Genomic DNA, 14221 nt, shown 5'->3' on the forward strand with positions numbered 1-14221 from the left:
TAAATTCATTTTGCCAAAATGAAAGGATATTAAGCATGGTATTTGCGGTCATTTTACCCATTTTTATGTTGTTATTTTTAGGGTATTTCAGTGTCAAAATTGATTTAATCAGCAAAGAACAAATTCATGCTTTAAGTGCTTTTATTATTAAAATTGCGTTGCCTGCTTTAATTTTTTACGCTTTAGCTTCCAAGGATTTACATGAAATTTGGTATCCCGCATATTTCTTGGTTTATGCAGGCATAACCATTGCGTTATTTACGTTGGCATTTATTCTCGCATTAAAATTATTTAAAAATACATTCACGCAAGCTTCGGTTTTATCCATGGGCGCATCAATGTCCAATACGGGGTTGATTGGAACTGCAGTATTAACGTTATTAATGGGAAATCAGGCCACAATTTATATTTCATTGGTTTTGATTGTTGAAAGTGTTTTGGTTGTTCCTGCCGTTTTAGTCTTGGCTGAATTGGGCTTACAAAGGAATTTAAATGTCGCTGAAATACTAAAAAATACCATGAGAACACTGCTTAAAAATCCGTTGTTTTTGGCTGTAGTATTTGGAATAAACTGTGCCATTTTTCAAATTCATTTACCCGAGCAATTAACTCAAGTCTTGGCGTTATTGGGGAAAACTGCATCGCCTTTGGCATTATTTGCAATTGGTGGTGGGATTGTTGGCTTGAGTATTCAATATATTAATCTGCAAACGTTATATTTAGTCTTGTCTAAAAATATCTTAATGCCGATCTGTGTTTTTTTGGGTTTATCGACATTTACTCATGTGAGCCAAGAAATGTTATATGCAGGGACAATCATTGCCGCTTTACCTATGCCATCTATCTTCGGGATTTTTGGGCAAGTCTATGGCTTAAATGAAAAAGCACTTACACCATTATTATTAAGCACGATGGTGGGTTTTATTGTTATTAGTATATTAATTACCATGTGGTGGTAATACTCTCCGAAGAGAGTATTTAAACATGAGATGAATCTATTTTAAGTGGGTGCTTTTGCTTTTTCAGCAATCAATTTATTCACAAGCTCTAAAGATTCTTTGGCACGAGGAACATTGTCTTTGGCTAAAGCTGTATAGATGTTTTTCGCTTCAGTTAAGTTTTGTTCCACAATATTACCGTTGGTCATCATATTGGCAACAGCCATTAATGCAGGAATGTAGCCTTTCTTCGCTAATTCTTGAATTGCATTTAAACCTTGTTTAATTGAAGCTTCATTTTTGGTTTTATAACCCGCGGTAATATCATATAAAGCTTTAGCATGAATGGCTTGGAAATTTCCTTTTTTGATTAAAGGCTCCAGTTTTTGTAAGCCTTTTTTATCTGACTCGGGTTTGTTTTCTGAAAATAATAAAACGGCAAGTTCGACTGAGGCATCTTCAAAACCTTGAGCCGAGGCTTTTTCTAGATATTCACGGGCTTTTTTATCATCTTTTGCTAAGCCCAATGAACCTGTGGCATAGCTTTGAGCTAAAATATAATTTGCGACAGAATAACCTTTACTCGCCGATTCTTGATAATACTTCAGTGCCTTTTTATCATCTTTAGGTGTGCCTTGACCCATTTGGGTTAAAAAGCCTAAATTATATAAAGCTTGTGCATTGCCTGTCTTGCCTATTTTATCGAGTTCTTGATAGGCTTCAGTATAATTTTTAGCTTTAATCAGTTCTTGAACTTTGGTAAAAGCTGGGTCAATAGATGGTTTTGGAACATCTGCTGCAAAAACTGTGGAACAAGAAAGAGCAAGAAGAGTTGCGGCTAGAATCTTTTTCATAGTGTGTGATTACCTTATTAAACTTCAACATAATTCCATTTATGTAGAATGAGAATATGTTCTTATGATGAGATTTATCATAATTTGAATTTCTTGAATGTAAATATCTGAATTGTATAAGATGATGTAATTATGTCTATTTTTATGGGTAAAGCGTATAAATTAAGACATTTTTAATTACATCATGATTCAAATACTACGGATAAATGGTTATGCGAAATTCATCTTTAACTAAAATTATTGAATCGCTTTGAGTAATAATTCAATTTCATTAGAAGGGCGCGCACCTGAAATTCGACTTCCATCTTTCAAGAAAAATGTAGGCGTACCATCAACGCCCAAGGTTTTGGCAAGTTGAATATTTTTATCTATGGGTGTTGTACAGGTCGCCGTTTTTTGAGGCAGCTTTTTATTTAACAGATAATCTTGCCAAGCTTGATATTGATCTTTTGAACACCAAATTTGTTCAGCAATTTGACCTGCATTTGGATGTAAGCTGCTAATTGGGTATAAAAATAGATAAATGGTGACATTTTCAACTTTGAGTAGCTCGTGTTCTAATTTTTGACAATAAGGACAGTCTGGATCACTGAACAAATAAATAGTGCGTTTGCCATTACCTTTCACTTGTTTAATCGCTTGGTTGAGTGGTAATTTTTTGACATCAATACGGGTTAATACTTGTTCGCGCTCTTCGGTAATGTTTTTTTGAGCTTTTAGATCAATCAAGTTTCCAACAAAAAAATACTTGGCATCATCATTGGTATAAACAATTCGTCCGCCCATATAGACTTCATAAATATCTTTTACTGGAGATTGCGTAACCGATTTTACAGGAATTTCAGGAAAATTATTTTTTAGGTTTTGCTCGACGGTTTTTATATCTGCATGCGCTGTGGTAAAAGCCAATAAACTTAGGCAAAGGGCGGTGAAGTAAGTTTTCATATTCAAACTCGAAGAATCATGAGTGTTATTTTGTAGCGAGTTGACTTAAAAATATATATTTATCGAGTAACGAAGTTTTAAATTTTTTCTTTCTATCTCGTAAGATTGTTCAATTGAATATGCAGTAAGGTTATAGTTGGATGTTTTAGTGAAATAGCCTTTGTTTTCTTCGTAATATTTGTTTAAATCACTTTTGTATAAATGAGTGAGTAGAGCCATGTTCATCAAAGGTATTAAAAGAGCGTATGACAAGATTAATCTTGATGAAAATATTGCTGATGAAGATAAGATAGATGCCTTACTGATGAAATTAGGTGGTGAGTTTTTGGTGAGTAAAGATGATCGTGTCTATATTTTTGAAAAAGATGGTCATACAGCAAAAATGGATGCGAAACATGCGCGCGACTACAGCTTTAAGCCATATGTCGTAAAAGACATGAATAAATTATTTCACGATTTTTAATAGACATAATTTACTGTTTTTAAAAGTATTAAGCTAAATGTGTGCTCATTGAAAGTTTCAGAATTTCAATGAGTTCTTCATCCATATAATGATAATCGTCAGGAATATCTAGCACAATAATGCGCTTATGTTTTAGTTGCTTGGAAAACTTTTCCTGCAAAGTTTGTTTATGCTTGTACTCCATCACTACAATGAGATCTGCCCAAAGAATATCTTTGGCTGAAACTTGATGTTTCGCCTGTTTGCTGGTTCCAGCTGAACGTGTGTGTATGCCAAAGCCAACAGCAAAAATGCGTTCTGCCGTTGGACTGCGCCATTGGTTACGACTACAGATAAATAGATAATTAATGGGGGATTCCTTAAAGTGATTATTGCTGATTGCTATCTTTAAATATAGTTAACCCAAAGTATTTGACGATGTACTTTTCATTTAAGTTATATATCATAAAAAAAGCTGTTTTCGTAAGAAGAGTCGGAACGGATCTAAAAATGATAAAAATACTGTCGATCTTATTTATAAGTTTAGTCTGTGCTATGGCAAGTTTAGCAGGGCAGCCACATCTTGTTCCGCATCCAATTAATTTGAAAAATGGAAAGCATTTTTCATTAAATCTTCCATCCAAGTACGACATCATTCCTGCGGCTGAAGGCCTGAAACGAGTTCGTTTTTTCGCTAAAGCGCCCGATGGCAGAATGTTCGTCACGGATATGCACGATTTATCTGATAATGAAAAAGGCATCATTTATATTTTGGATAAATGGAGTGCTGAAACGGGTCAATTCGGCAAAATAATCCCTTATCTGACGGGTTTGAATAATCCCAATTCAGTGCAATTTTATACGGACCCTCAAGGACAAGATTGGTTATATATTGCTGAAACGAATCAACTCACCCGACGAAAATTTACCCAAGGCGAAATTAAACCAACGAGTAAGGCCGAGGTTTTAGCGACATTTCCTGATTACGGTTTAAGTTATAAATATGGTGGTTGGCATTTAACGCGGACGATTGCCGTTGGTGGAAACGGGAAAATTTATGTGTCCATCGGTTCAAGTTGCAATGCTTGCATCGAGAAAGAAAAAGTTCGAGCGACAGTCTTAGAGATGAATCCTGATGGCTCGGGACAAAAGATTTACGCAACAGGCTTGCGCAATGCAGTCGGTTTGAAATGGGTAGGTACTTTTTTATTTGCAACCAATCAAGGTGTAGACCATTTGGGTCATAATCAACCGGATGAAACTTTTTATGCGCTTAAACGAGATGCAAATTATGGTTGGCCATCGTGCTATTCATCGAAGGGTAAAGTTTTGGTAGATCCAAAATTCAAACGTCCCTCAGGTTGTAAAAATGTACCATCTCCTTATGCTTATTTCCCCTCGCATTCGTCTGCGTTAGGTTTCGACTATTTTGATCAAAGCAGTACAGATGACACGATTAAAAATTCTTTTTTAGTGGCTTTGCATGGTTCAACTGATGAAAAGATTGGTCATGGTTATAAAATTGCCATTATGCGTAAAGGCCAAAAACTACAGACATTTATGGATGGGTTTTTAGTGGGTAAAATGGTGTACGGGCGACCTGCAGATATTTACCGTATTGATGCAAATTCTTTTTATTTTTCAGATGATCGGGAAGGTGTAATTTATTATGTTAGGAAGAAAGATTCTTCCTAACATTTATAGCCTTACTGCGGACGAGCCACATCGCCATTTAAACTTTCAGGCAATGCTAAAACTGTTAAACTGAGTTCTGCAAGTGCGTCAGGTTTAGCTACAACCAACGCTTTATAGGTATCATCTAACGCAATACTATTCACGACTTGTACACTATTGCTTAGTTGCGTTGCAGGGGCAGGAACATCACCACCGCCAAGCACCAAATGTAACCATGCTTTTGGTTTAGCCTTAAACCAAAGACGCGCAATAATTTCCTGACCGATATAACAACCCTTGTCGTAATGCACACCTTCACGCTGATGCAAACGTAATTCTTGTGGTTGGAACAGTTCCGCAGTCGTTGCTGAAATCCATGCCTGACCGGCTTCAATCGCTTGTATTTGCCATGCATTGATATCCGTTTCAGCTGTCGCAAAATCTGTGGTTTCACCATTTAAAGTGGGGAAGACTTGTGCAGCCTGTTCCAACTTCATTTTGGAAAATGCACCAAACTTTTTAATGTGCTTAGAAAATTCTTCAGCTTGATCTTGCGTTGTGACAATTTCAAAACTTTCAGGGTTGAGTTTTTTTAACCATAAACCAAACTGAATCCGACCTTTTAAACTACAAATGGCGGTATAGCGAGTAACATTCTCAGGCAAAGCCTCAGCATTTAATGTCACTTGTCCTTGCAGAAATTTTTGTGCATCCACACCAATTAAAGTGAATGAGGAGAAAGCTAAATCGCTCATAAGATACTCACTTATTTTAAATCTAATACTAAAGAATTATCCTGATTCTCCACTATTTTTCAAAAAAAATCATGATTAGTGTAAATAATTTAAATTTTTTGTTACTAAATATTTCAAAAACCCCTGTTTTTGTATCTAAGTTTATGAAATGTAAAAGATTTGGGAAATGGGTTTTCGACAGTGTAGTATGCCTATCAGATAAAGATGAATTGTCTAGCAAAGACAATGAAGAAAAATGAAAGACTAAAGGCAGGAACGCTATGAACAATAATCACCGCAAACCACTACAAGGCACCCAGCTAGAATACTTTGATGTGCGAGAAGCCGTTGAACAGATTCAGCCAGGCGCTTATGCAAAACTACCATACACGTCAAAAGTATTGGCTGAACAGTTAGTGCGCCGTTGTGATCCTGCCATTTTGGAGCAGTCACTGAAAGAACTAATTTTCTCAAAACAAGATCATGATTTTCCTTGGTATCCTGCACGTGTGGTCTGCCATGACATTCTTGGTCAAACTGCATTGGTTGACCTTGCCGGTCTGCGTGATGCCATTGCAGAGCAGGGTGGCGATCCATCGAAAGTCAATCCAGTAGTGCCAACGCAGTTGATTGTTGACCATTCATTGGCTGTAGAGTTTGGCGGTTTCGACCCAGATGCCTTTGAAAAAAACCGTGCCATTGAAGACCGCCGTAACGAAGACCGTTTCCATTTTATTGAATGGACTAAAACTGCATTTGAAAATGTTGATGTGATTCCTGCGGGCAACGGCATCATGCATCAAATTAACTTAGAAAAAATGTCGCCAGTGATTCAAAACCGTGGTGGTGTGGCATATCCAGATACTTGTGTAGGCACAGATTCACATACCCCACATACCGATGCTTTGGGTGTGATTTCCATTGGTGTCGGTGGTTTAGAAGCTGAAAATGTCATGCTCGGTCGTGCATCGTGGATGCGTCTACCAGACATCATTGGTGTTGAGTTTATTGGTCAACGTCAAGCAGGTATTACAGCAACGGACATCGTTTTAGCATTAACTGAATTTTTGCGTAAAGAACGTGTGGTTGGTGCATACCTCGAATTCTTCGGTGAAGGTGCAGACAGTATGTCGGTGGGCGACCGTGCCACGATTTCCAACATGACCCCTGAATATGGCGCAACGGCTGCCATGTTCTATATCGACCAAAACACCATTGATTATTTAACCCTAACAGGTCGCGAAGCAGATCAAGTCAAATTGGTTGAAACTTATGCCAAAGAAATTGGTCTTTGGGCATCGGATATGAAGCAAGCGCAATATCCTCGTGTGCTCCGTTTTGATCTTTCAACGGTTACTCGTAACATTGCAGGGCCATCAAACCCACATGCACGTGTATCGACTGCTGACTTAAAAGCCAAAGGTATTGCAGGCAATTTAGAAGCAGCACGTGCGCAAGAAGCAGAAGGTTTAATCCCTGATGGTGCGGTAATTATTGCAGCTATTACCTCTTGTACCAATACATCTAACCCGCGTAATACCGTAGCTGCAGGTTTATTGGCACGTAAAGCCAATGAGTTGGGTCTAGTGCGTAAACCTTGGGTGAAATCATCCTTTGCACCGGGTTCTAAAGCAGCCGCGTTGTACTTAGAAGAAGCAGGCGTATTGCATGATTTAGAAAAATTGGGCTTTGGTATCGTCGGGTATGCATGTACCACCTGTAATGGTATGTCTGGCGCGTTAGATCCAAAAATCCAAGAAGAAATTATCGAACGTGATTTGTACGCGACTGCGGTACTTTCAGGTAACCGTAACTTTGATGGTCGTATCCATCCTTATGCAAAACAAGCATTCTTAGCTTCGCCTCCTTTAGTGGTTGCCTATGCGATTGCAGGAACTATTCGTTTTGATATTGAAACGGATGCATTGGGTAACGATAAAGATGGCAATCCAATTTACCTCAAAGACATTTGGCCATCGGATGAAGAAATTGATGCTTTGGTGAAAGTTGCAGTTAAGCCTGAACAATTTAAAAAGATTTATATTCCAATGTTTGATTTGGGCGTGAATGCGAAATCTGAAAGCCCATTGTATAACTGGCGTCCGCAAAGTACGTATATTCGTCGTCCGCCGTATTGGGAAGGGGCTTTGGCTGCACCGCGTACTTTAGCCAATATGCGTCCGCTTGCAATCTTGGGTGACAATATCACCACAGACCATTTATCACCTTCGAATGCGATTGTTTTAGACAGTGCTTCAGGTGAATACCTGAAAAAAATGGGTGTGCCTGAAGAAGACTTTAACTCGTATGCAACGCACCGTGGCGACCATTTGACCACGCAACGTGCAACTTTTGCTAACCCGAAACTGTTTAATGAAATGGTGGTTCGCGCTGACGGTACAGTTAAACAGGGTTCAAAAGCACGTGTAGAGCCTGAAGGCGAAGTAATGCGTATGTGGGAAGCGATTGAAACTTACATGAACCGTAAGCAACCGTTGATTATTATTGCGGGGAAAGACTACGGACAGGGTTCTAGTCGTGACTGGGCTGCCAAAGGTGTGCGTCTTGCAGGTGTAGAAGCGATTGTTGCCGAAGGTTTTGAGCGTATTCACCGTACCAACTTGGTTGGTATGGGCGTGTTACCACTTGAGTTTAAAGCAGGCGTTGACCGTAAAACTTTAAAGTTGGATGGTACGGAGCTGTATAGCGTGATTGGTAATATTGCGCCACGTTCTGACTTAACTTTGGTAGTTGAGCGTGCGACTGAAGATGGTAAAAATGAAATTATTGAAGTTGCCGTGACCTGTCGTCTAGATACGGAAGAGGAAGTGCATGTGTATGAAGCGGGTGGTGTATTGCAACGCTTTGCACAGGACTTTTTAGAAGGGAATGTGGCTTAAGACTTGAAGCTAAGGTAATTGATATTGTTGTGAAAAGGCCCTACTGTTAAGTGGGGTTTTTTAATTTTAGTTTTTGAAAATATATGCGTGATCTAGGAAAATTAAGTGAATATGCTTTTGCATCATGGTGTGCGCAAGTTGGATTAATTGCAAATGGCTCAATGATTGATAAAACAGGTTGGGATTTTTATGTAGAGTTTCCGATTTCTCAAGATATTTCAATAAAGGAACTACATAAACCAGCATTTGAATGTAAAGTGCAAGTGAAAGCAACTGATAAGAAAGATAGAAAGCTTGCAATTACTGTTTCTAATCTTAGACGAATGGCAACAGCACCAATGCCTTCTTTTTATATCTTCCTAGAGTTTGATGGAAAAAATGAAGTGCAAAGAGTTTTTCTTGTTCATATGAATAATGATTTAGTTTATAAAATTTTAAAAAAAATTAGAGAAATTGAACAGGGAGATAAAAATAAAAACTTAAGTAAAAGAACAATGACGCTACATTATGGTGAAGAAAATGAACTTAACATTTTAGATGGAAAAAGCTTACAAAATACTCTTTTTCATCATATTGGAGAAAGTTATTCTGATTACGTAACTGATAAAAATAAATATTTAAAAGAATGTGGTTTTGAAGATGGTTATGGAAAGATGAAATTTTCAATAGCTGGCGAAAATGCAGGACTCCATCAATTAATAGACCTATCCTTGGGATTAACAGATGAAGTCGATGTGCAAAATTTAGTGAACATTGATGAGAGATTTGGAATTCCTTCGAAAAATCCAAATTTTGAATTGAATGAAGCTAAGTTAAAAATAGAATTACAGCCCCCAAAGAAAGGAAAAATAAGTTTTAAAGAAGATACGTTATCAAGATCTTTAACTTTTGATATAAATTTTTATAATTCTCCATTTAGCTTTTACGATTATCGAAAATATACAAAGTTCAGAATTATAGGCGATTTTTTTGATATCACTTTCGAGCCTTATGCAGGTAAAAGTAATTATAATTTTACATTAGGTGGAGATAAGCGACTTGAGTTTAGAAAGCTGGAAGATGCGCTTGCTTTGATTAGTTTGATTAGTTTGATTAGTAGGAATAATCAACCTGCAATAGTTGAATTAAATATAGAAAATTTAGAACCTTTAGTTTTTAATTTTAAATCTAAATTTGTAAAAAGAAATATAGAAATATTTGATGATATAATAAACAACGTGTTAAAAATATGCCAAAAATTTGAAATTTATGAGGATATATATGTTTCTTTGAATGAGCTGTATGTAAAAAAGCAGCAAATTGAACAATTCCATACAATAATAACTAAAACAGTTGAGTGTGATTTTAGAGTTGATTTAGAGTTAAGTAGTAATCATATATTTGAATTTGAGCAAGCAGTATCTATTTCTGTTCTTTGTTGTCAGGTCGGTAGTCATATTATAGGAGCAATAGTTACTGTATTTGGAAAGCCCGAGGAAATTTCGAAGAATAAATTTAGCATAGATAAAGCTGATTTAAAAATAGAAAAAACATTTAGTTATACTTTAGACACTTTGATCAAGAATAATGATATTTTGAAATCAATTGAGAGTATTAGCTCAAAATATATCGATAAATATGATGTTTTTTATAATTGGGGGTAATGTAAAAAATACATTTTTCGCCCAAACGCCATCATCACCTGTCGAAATGATCAATAGACATCCATCATAAAAAAGTTATACTGGTTCTACCATTTCTAAAAACACATGGAGAACAAAAATGGTTACTGCTGGCTCAATACCCGGAACAGGCTTCTATTTTTGTGTTCAGTGCGGCAAACGCACATACTTAGAAATTGGTACAGACCGTTTACCCCCGTGTACCAAATGCCATGGCACTGAATTTAAAAAATAAATTTGCCAAAGCAAAACTAATAAAACAGTCAATCCTGTTTTAGACACAGCCCCGTCACCAGATGGGGCTTTTTATTGGGTGCTAAGCATGTTGTAATAAAAATAAATCATCATGTCATATAACAATAAAAGAATAGATCAGCCAAAGAGGACGCAAATGGAAACAATATTAGGGTTATGTATTGGCATTGGCTTAAGTGCTGCTTGCGGTTTTCGTGTCTTTGTTCCACTACTGGTCATGAGTGTTACATCGCTTATGGGCTGGTTTGAACCCATGAAAGGCTTTGAATGGCTGGCCATGCCATCGGTTTGTATTGCACTGGCAGTTGCAACCGTCTGTGAAATTACCGCTTACTACATTCCTTGGGTAGACAACGCTTTAGATACAATCTCGACACCTGCCGCCATGATTGCAGGAACATTGACCACCATGGCAGTCAGTAGTGGAGAAATGTCACAGTTTGCCAGTTGGGCAGCCGCGATCATTATCGGTGGTGGTACAGCAGGCGCAGTACAAATGAGTACCGTTGCCGTACGTGGGTTTTCAACCGCAACCACAGGGGGTATTGCCAACCCTGTTGTTTCTACAGGGGAATGGATCAGCGCATTATTACTGTCTATTTTGTCGTTGCTTGTCCCTGTGCTGGTGGTCATTGTGGTTTTAATTATGGTGGTCTGGGGCGTGCGTTGGGTTCGACGTAAGAAACAAGAAAGCATGAACAGTTCTATCGTCTAAAGCGAAAAATAGGTCTTTACGTTGTAGCGCGATGACAGGATTTTTTCCAAATGAACGGAATAAAACGGTTGGACATACGATCAATCATAAAGCCTTATTCTTTGCTTTAACCTTGTATTTAAACACTTGGGATAATTTTACTAAACACCATGAAACTTAAATTAACTACAGTCATCATTAGCCTTTCTGTCGCATTGCTTGGTTCACAAGTTGCTTTTGCAGAAACAGCAAAACCAACAGCCGAAGAAATTCAACTGCAAAAAGATAAGATTAAATACAAAGCCTATATTCCTGCAAAATATGTATTATTTGAAGCGATTCAAGGCGACTTAAATCAAGACGGTCAAAAAGATCTTGTTCTCATTGTAAAAGGCACAGACCCAACGCAATGGGTCAATCATGAATATCGAGGAAAAATTGACCGTAACCGCCGTGGCATGATTGTGTTATTAAAGGAAAAAGGTGCATATAAAAAATTAACACAAAATCTGTCGGCATTTTCTTCAGAAAATGAAGAAGGAGGTGTGTATTTTGCACCTGAGTTATGGGTCTCTGTCGAAAAAGGTTTACTCAATGTTCACTATGGTCATGGGCGTTATGGCTATTGGAATTATAGCTTTAGATTGCAGAATCAGGACTTACGTTTAATTGGGTATGACAGCTCAAGCAATCATGGGCCATATGTCGACAGTGAAACCAGCATTAATTTTTTAACGAATAAGAAAGTCATTCGAAAAAATTTAAATGAAGATCCTGATGGTGATCCAAAATTTAAAGAAACATGGCGTAAAGTCAATTTAGCTCCCATATATTTATCTAAAATTAAAGATTTTGATGAATTGGATTTGTTTGGATTTTAATAGCGGATAAGCTTTGGGAAAATTTTGATGATTATTTGTAAAATGCTAGATCAGGTTGGAATTCAACTTTGTAGATTTAAACGTGATTTAAATCATGAAAGCATCTGATTTTAAATGATAAATGGTTGTTTCTATATGAAAAAACAAAATGAAAAGTAAGAAAGTAACTGATAAAATAGAATAAAGGTTATATGGGAATGAGCTAGAAAAATAATGAAAAAATTCAATCTAGAAATACGTTATCCACATCATTTAAGTGAGCATGATGCAGAACAATTTGGGCAAATGGATGGTATTGATGTCTTAATTAAATTTGATGGGATTAAGTGGCGGCAGCAACAAATACGCCAATTACAAACAGATGGTGCCAATGCCAGTTTTACCGTGACGGATCAAACCAGTAAACAATCCTTACGTTTGACGCTGAATGGATATTCAAAAACCAATCAGCTCGAATTTAAAATTGAGAGTGATATACAAGTGATTCATCACCAGAAAGATTTGTTTGGATTAATCACGCGTAAAACTAAAGATTATATTGCTTTTAAGCAGTTGAGTTTAACCACAGTGAGAATGGATCTGCTTGATTTCTTAGAGGGGCGAATTGAGGTTTTAGAAAAAAATTATAAAAACATTTCAAAAAAATCTTTTAAGTCAGTGTCTTAATTCAATAAAATGATGGTAATGAAAGGGGCAAAGATTTTGCCTCATTTAACTTTAAAAAAGAGTGTAGCTAAAAGTATGGGAGATACAGATAAAATTTCCAATAAATAGCTTTTTTATGCAATTAAAAATCAATATTTCAGCTTAAATAGTAAAAAATTCTCTAATTGAAATATTTAACGAAAAATTTTCCTAAAAAATATAAAAAATAGCTTTTCTTAGGGAAATAATCCCGAGCAGCTTTGGGTAAAGTATATCTCAAGGGTGTGAAAGGGATCGAAAAGAGTAGCATGCACCGAAACGTATAACGTTAGTGTGTACTCACCCAAAAGGTCTCGATTCGGCTTAGGACGCTATAGATCACAAGTTTATAGGCATAAGGTTATGACTTACAAAGTCATGGTTGTTGAAGTAAACCACATATGTTTTCCCTCACACCCTAAAAAATTTTCAACGGAATAAAACTAAGACTAAAATAAATAAAATTTAAAAAAAGACAAAAATATGAATTACTCAATGCTCAGCCAGTTTTTACTTTACTCACTAATCATTAACTATATGATTTTATTTATATGGTTTTTTGCTTTTATCTATGCCCTGAGATTTTCTCAGGAAACTGCATCGCAAGTGGTTCAATCTATCCGATGAAACTTTTGATGCCATCCATTATGCAGGGATGGCGATGTATAAAATTGCTATTTTACTGTTGAATTTAGTGCCATTTATTGCGATTGTATTGATTCAAAAAACTTAAATACGAATTACTGAATAAAAAAGTTGATATCATAATTCGCGTAAAGAGAGTACTTATGGATGGCAAATACGAAAGTCATATTTGTATAGTATGTAAGAAGAAATTCCCGAGAAAAAAACTTATTGTGGGCGGCACGATTCGTGAAGTGATTGCCCAAGAAATTTTACAGGATTTCCCAGAATGGTCATCGACGAGCTATATTTGCCAAACAGACCTGAGTAAATACCGAATTCAATATGTGCATTCATTATTAAAGTCTGAAAAGGGTGAGCTGACCGACTTAGATTGTGAAGTTTTGGAGAGCTTACGACACCACGACCTGATCACCAAAGATATCGATATTGAAGTCGCGCAAAAGTGGTCTTTTGGCGAGCGCTTGGCTGATAGAATTGCATCATTTGGCGGTAGTTGGTCATTTTTAATTTGTTTTGCTATTTTTTTGGTGATCTGGATTGTCGTCAATACTGTGGTCATGGTGACTCATCCTGCTGATCCTTATCCTTTTATTCTTTTAAATTTAATTTTGTCTTGCATCGCTGCCATCCAAGCCCCCGTCATTATGATGAGTCAAAATAGACAAGAAGCCAAAGATCGCTTACGCTCTCAGAATGACTATCAAATTAATTTAAAAGCGGAACTTGAGATTCGGCATTTACATGAAAAATTAGATCACCTTTTATCAAATCAGTGGGATCGGCTTGCGCAAATACAGGAAATCCAAATTGATTTATTATCTGAAATGACTAAAAAGCATTAAACCTCAATAAATGGATGATTGCTAAACAGGATGGTTGATTTGATGTTGTTGACACAGCAGTGTTGCATT

The 14221-nt window shown here is 36.7% G+C and carries 16 protein-coding genes; 12 read left to right on the forward strand and 4 right to left on the reverse strand.

All coding sequences use genetic code 11. The annotated features are described in order from the left end of the window. Positions 1–35: 35 nt before the first annotated feature. Entirely contained in the window at positions 36–959 is a 924-nt protein-coding gene (locus tag B9T28_RS11265) for an AEC family transporter (protein WP_086204085.1), read from the forward strand. Between the two features lie 41 nt (positions 960–1000). Here the strand turns inward: B9T28_RS11265 and B9T28_RS11270 are convergent, their stop codons facing one another. Both B9T28_RS11270 and B9T28_RS11275 read right to left on the reverse strand, forming a co-directional pair. Next, complete coding sequence (locus B9T28_RS11270; RefSeq protein WP_086204086.1) at positions 1001–1792, reverse strand: tetratricopeptide repeat protein; 792 nt, start codon at positions 1790–1792, stop codon at positions 1001–1003. 237 nt (positions 1793–2029) lie between these two features. Next, positions 2030–2737 carry a DsbC family protein gene (locus B9T28_RS11275; RefSeq protein WP_086204087.1) on the reverse strand — a complete coding sequence of 236 codons (708 nt, stop codon included), beginning with the start codon at positions 2735–2737 and terminating at the stop codon, positions 2030–2032. Between the two features lie 217 nt (positions 2738–2954). Here B9T28_RS11275 and B9T28_RS11280 point away from each other — a divergent pair, with 217 nt between their 5' ends. After that, on the forward strand, positions 2955–3200 hold the full coding sequence (locus B9T28_RS11280; protein ID WP_086204088.1) for a hypothetical protein: 246 nt from the start codon (positions 2955–2957) through the stop codon (positions 3198–3200). 28 nt (positions 3201–3228) lie between these two features. Here B9T28_RS11280 and B9T28_RS15055 read toward each other — a convergent pair whose 3' ends face one another. After that, the gene (locus B9T28_RS15055; RefSeq protein WP_086204089.1) at positions 3229–3549 is read right to left on the reverse strand and encodes a low molecular weight protein tyrosine phosphatase family protein; all 321 of its coding nucleotides are present in this window, start codon (positions 3547–3549) and stop codon (positions 3229–3231) included. Between the two features lie 140 nt (positions 3550–3689). Between B9T28_RS15055 and B9T28_RS11290 the strand changes: the two genes are divergently transcribed. Beyond that, positions 3690–4874 carry a PQQ-dependent sugar dehydrogenase gene (locus B9T28_RS11290; protein WP_086204090.1) on the forward strand — a complete coding sequence of 395 codons (1185 nt, stop codon included), beginning with the start codon at positions 3690–3692 and terminating at the stop codon, positions 4872–4874. Positions 4875–4885: 11 nt separating this feature from the next. On the opposite strand, the gene ygfZ is transcribed toward B9T28_RS11290, so the two are convergent. Beyond that, positions 4886–5608, reverse strand: a complete 723-nt coding sequence (gene ygfZ, locus B9T28_RS11295) for a CAF17-like 4Fe-4S cluster assembly/insertion protein YgfZ (protein WP_086204091.1) — start codon at positions 5606–5608, stop codon at positions 4886–4888. Positions 5609–5868: 260 nt separating this feature from the next. On the opposite strand from ygfZ, the gene acnD reads away from it, so the two are divergent. From acnD to B9T28_RS11335, 9 genes are all read left to right on the forward strand, one after another. Further along, positions 5869–8487 (forward strand): Fe/S-dependent 2-methylisocitrate dehydratase AcnD, encoded by a 2619-nt coding sequence (acnD, locus tag B9T28_RS11300; RefSeq protein ID WP_086204092.1) that lies wholly within the window; start codon positions 5869–5871, stop codon positions 8485–8487. A gap of 83 nt (positions 8488–8570) precedes the next feature. Then, positions 8571–10130, forward strand: a complete 1560-nt coding sequence (locus B9T28_RS11305; protein WP_086204093.1) for a DUF4365 domain-containing protein — start codon at positions 8571–8573, stop codon at positions 10128–10130. Between the two features lie 91 nt (positions 10131–10221). Next, complete coding sequence (locus tag B9T28_RS11310; protein ID WP_281180999.1) at positions 10222–10383, forward strand: zinc ribbon-containing protein; 162 nt, start codon at positions 10222–10224, stop codon at positions 10381–10383. Between the two features lie 156 nt (positions 10384–10539). After that, on the forward strand, positions 10540–11118 hold the full coding sequence (locus B9T28_RS11315; protein WP_086204094.1) for a DUF4126 domain-containing protein: 579 nt from the start codon (positions 10540–10542) through the stop codon (positions 11116–11118). A gap of 149 nt (positions 11119–11267) precedes the next feature. Next, a complete protein-coding gene (locus tag B9T28_RS11320) occupies positions 11268–11978 on the forward strand; it encodes a hypothetical protein (RefSeq protein ID WP_171263510.1) in 711 nt (236 codons plus the stop codon). A 213-nt stretch (positions 11979–12191) separates the two neighbouring features. Further along, positions 12192–12644 (forward strand): hypothetical protein, encoded by a 453-nt coding sequence (locus B9T28_RS11325; protein ID WP_086204096.1) that lies wholly within the window; start codon positions 12192–12194, stop codon positions 12642–12644. A 513-nt stretch (positions 12645–13157) separates the two neighbouring features. Continuing rightward, the gene (locus tag B9T28_RS15200; RefSeq protein WP_434057138.1) at positions 13158–13289 is read left to right on the forward strand and encodes a hypothetical protein; all 132 of its coding nucleotides are present in this window, start codon (positions 13158–13160) and stop codon (positions 13287–13289) included. Positions 13290–13302: 13 nt separating this feature from the next. Continuing rightward, complete coding sequence (locus tag B9T28_RS15205; protein ID WP_434057139.1) at positions 13303–13395, forward strand: DUF6868 family protein; 93 nt, start codon at positions 13303–13305, stop codon at positions 13393–13395. Positions 13396–13450: 55 nt separating this feature from the next. Next, the gene (locus B9T28_RS11335) at positions 13451–14152 is read left to right on the forward strand and encodes a DUF1003 domain-containing protein (protein ID WP_086204097.1); all 702 of its coding nucleotides are present in this window, start codon (positions 13451–13453) and stop codon (positions 14150–14152) included. The last annotated feature ends 69 nt before the right edge of the window (positions 14153–14221 follow it).

It is taken from the genome of Acinetobacter silvestris, from assembly GCF_002135235.1.
Classification (GTDB): Bacteria; Pseudomonadota; Gammaproteobacteria; order Pseudomonadales; family Moraxellaceae; genus Acinetobacter; species Acinetobacter silvestris.

Bases quoted from the DNA above. Each gene is read 5' to 3' on its own strand.
- B9T28_RS11280 (WP_086204088.1), top strand. From the start codon at position 2,955: ATGTTCATCAAAGGTATTAAAAGAGCGTATGACAAGATTAATCTTGAT.
- acnD (WP_086204092.1), top strand. From the start codon at position 5,869: ATGAACAATAATCACCGCAAACCACTACAAGGCACCCAGCTAGAATAC.
- ygfZ (WP_086204091.1), bottom strand. From the start codon at position 5,608: ATGAGCGATTTAGCTTTCTCCTCATTCACTTTAATTGGTGTGGATGCA.
- B9T28_RS11265 (WP_086204085.1), top strand. From the start codon at position 36: ATGGTATTTGCGGTCATTTTACCCATTTTTATGTTGTTATTTTTAGGG.
- B9T28_RS11270 (WP_086204086.1), bottom strand. From the start codon at position 1,792: ATGAAAAAGATTCTAGCCGCAACTCTTCTTGCTCTTTCTTGTTCCACA.
- B9T28_RS11335 (WP_086204097.1), top strand. From the start codon at position 13,451: ATGGATGGCAAATACGAAAGTCATATTTGTATAGTATGTAAGAAGAAA.
- B9T28_RS11315 (WP_086204094.1), top strand. From the start codon at position 10,540: ATGGAAACAATATTAGGGTTATGTATTGGCATTGGCTTAAGTGCTGCT.
- B9T28_RS11325 (WP_086204096.1), top strand. From the start codon at position 12,192: ATGAAAAAATTCAATCTAGAAATACGTTATCCACATCATTTAAGTGAG.
- B9T28_RS11320 (WP_171263510.1), top strand. From the start codon at position 11,268: ATGAAACTTAAATTAACTACAGTCATCATTAGCCTTTCTGTCGCATTG.
- B9T28_RS11305 (WP_086204093.1), top strand. From the start codon at position 8,571: ATGCGTGATCTAGGAAAATTAAGTGAATATGCTTTTGCATCATGGTGT.
- B9T28_RS11275 (WP_086204087.1), bottom strand. From the start codon at position 2,737: ATGAAAACTTACTTCACCGCCCTTTGCCTAAGTTTATTGGCTTTTACC.
- B9T28_RS11290 (WP_086204090.1), top strand. From the start codon at position 3,690: ATGATAAAAATACTGTCGATCTTATTTATAAGTTTAGTCTGTGCTATG.
- B9T28_RS15200 (WP_434057138.1), top strand. From the start codon at position 13,158: ATGCTCAGCCAGTTTTTACTTTACTCACTAATCATTAACTATATGATT.